The 1,737-nt window shown below is 62.6% G+C and carries 2 protein-coding genes and 1 pseudogene; 1 reads left to right on the forward strand and 2 read right to left on the reverse strand.

Annotated features, from left to right (window positions below; all coding sequences use genetic code 11):
- Positions 1–6: 6 nt before the first annotated feature.
- Positions 7–636, reverse strand: a complete 630-nt coding sequence (locus DBR34_RS12805; RefSeq protein ID WP_128097075.1) for a cation transporter — start codon at positions 634–636, stop codon at positions 7–9.
- Positions 637–722: 86 nt separating this feature from the next.
- On the opposite strand from DBR34_RS12805, the gene DBR34_RS12810 reads away from it, so the two are divergent.
- Complete coding sequence (locus tag DBR34_RS12810; protein WP_128097076.1) at positions 723–1,121, forward strand: helix-turn-helix domain-containing protein; 399 nt, start codon at positions 723–725, stop codon at positions 1,119–1,121.
- 174 nt (positions 1,122–1,295) lie between these two features.
- On the opposite strand, the pseudogene DBR34_RS24550 reads toward DBR34_RS12810, so the two are convergent.
- Positions 1,296–1,640, reverse strand: a pseudogene (locus tag DBR34_RS24550) (DUF3693 domain-containing protein); the annotation flags it as partial.
- Between the last annotated feature and the right edge of the window lie 97 nt (positions 1,641–1,737).

Consider the following 1,737-nt stretch of genomic DNA (forward strand, 5'->3'; position numbering starts at 1 on the left):
GGTGCTCTACCTTGCCGACGCCGCCCGCCATGCGGGCCAGGCTTCGCCGATGACCCGCACCGCAGACGCCAGGAACAGCAGCGCTATCACTGCGCCGACGAGAATATCGGGCCAGGCGTGACCGGTCAGCGCGACGCCGCCGGCTGCCGCCAGCACGCCCACGTTGGCCGCCACGTCGTTGCGTGAGCATTCGAACGTGCTTTTCATGTTGATGTTGAGCGCACGGAAGCGCCACAGCAATGCCAGGCAGGCCAGGTTGGCCAACAGCGCGATGGCGCCGAACACCACCATCAGTCCGCTGGATGGCGGCACGCCGTGCACCAGCTTGCTGATGACCTCCACGACGATGAAGACGAAGAACGCCAGGATCAGCAATCCCTTGGCCAGAGCGGCACCGGCCTCCCAGCGCGCACCGCGATTCACGGCCCACAGGCTCAAGCCATACACGATCGCATCGCCCAGCATGTCCACGGCGTCGGCCTGCAGTGCGCTGGAATGCGCCACCATGCCCGCGCCGAACTCGATGAAGAACATCGCAAGATTGATCGCCAGCACCGCGATCAACACGCGGCGCTGCGCACTATGTAGCGCCAGGGATTGCAGTTCCTGGCGTTTGTTGCCGCAGCAATGGTCCATCGATGGGTTCCTGTCGGGCGACGCCCGGGCTTGACATGGGGTCAGGGCGCCTTTATCAACCCTGTAGCCACTAGAAGGTCAAGCCCATGTCCAGCACGCTCACCATCGGCCAGTTGGCCCGGCAGACCGGCACCAAGGCCGAAACCATCCGCTATTACGAAAAGATCGGCCTGCTTCAGCCGCCGATCCGGTCCGAGGGCAATTACCGGTGCTACGGTGCTCAGGACCAGCGTCGGTTGGCGTTCGTTCGCCGTGCCCGCGAGCTTGGATTTCCGATCGAACAGATCCGTGAGCTGATCGCATTTGGCGAGCAGCGCGACCACCAATGCAGTTCGGTGGACGCTGTGGTGAAGGCGCACATCGCCGATATTGCTCGCAGGGTCCGTGATCTGCAGGCGTTGCAGGGAGAGCTGGAGCGGATGATTGGCAACTGCCCGGGGGGGCGCGTGGCGGAATGTCGGGTGTTGGAAGCGCTGCAGCCGTAGGGTGCTTGATGGCTGCCAGAAGTGGTTGGCATGCAATGTGGGGCGGTCCGGGGCTGGAAGCAGCCTTTGGGCAGCTGGACGTTGTGGATGCAGGAAGTCTTGGTTGGATCGCGGAGTGCCTTCCGACTGACATTTTACATAATATACAGAATCTGCACTTTGACCCTGCGCAAAGCCTTGTGCTGCAAGGGTTTCAGCATTTGCCGCGCCTGGCATCGTGATGCACACCAGCGCGACCACCGCAGCCGCCGCGCTCACCCTGTCCAAGATCAAACGCCACAACGCTCGCTCAGTCGCGGACGTTGCTCGCTCGGCGTGAATCATCGCCAGCCACGTCGCGCCTTCCATCTTTGCCATCGCGCAAAGCTGCGCAATTCGCTCATCTGAAAGCGGCGTGCCGCCGCTTCGCCACGTGCTGACCACGGCACGGGTGACGCCCAGTTTCTGGCTCAAAGCGTTGTCAGACGGGATGGAGCAGCGCTCCTTCACTTTGTCAAGTAGGTCGGCTGTCGCAGTCATGTTAGGCATCCGGTTGACATGGCGTTAAGTGGCCACTATACATGCGCCCGTGTTTGGCGATTGACTAACACGCCCGCCAGCCGGTCCCCCTAGGCCG

It is taken from the genome of Stenotrophomonas sp. HMWF003 (genome assembly GCF_003061285.1).
Lineage (GTDB): Bacteria > Pseudomonadota > Gammaproteobacteria > Xanthomonadales > Xanthomonadaceae > Stenotrophomonas > Stenotrophomonas maltophilia_AP.

Bases quoted from the DNA above. Each gene is read 5' to 3' on its own strand.
- DBR34_RS12805 (WP_128097075.1), bottom strand. From the start codon at position 636: ATGGACCATTGCTGCGGCAACAAACGCCAGGAACTGCAATCCCTGGCG.
- DBR34_RS12810 (WP_128097076.1), top strand. From the start codon at position 723: ATGTCCAGCACGCTCACCATCGGCCAGTTGGCCCGGCAGACCGGCACC.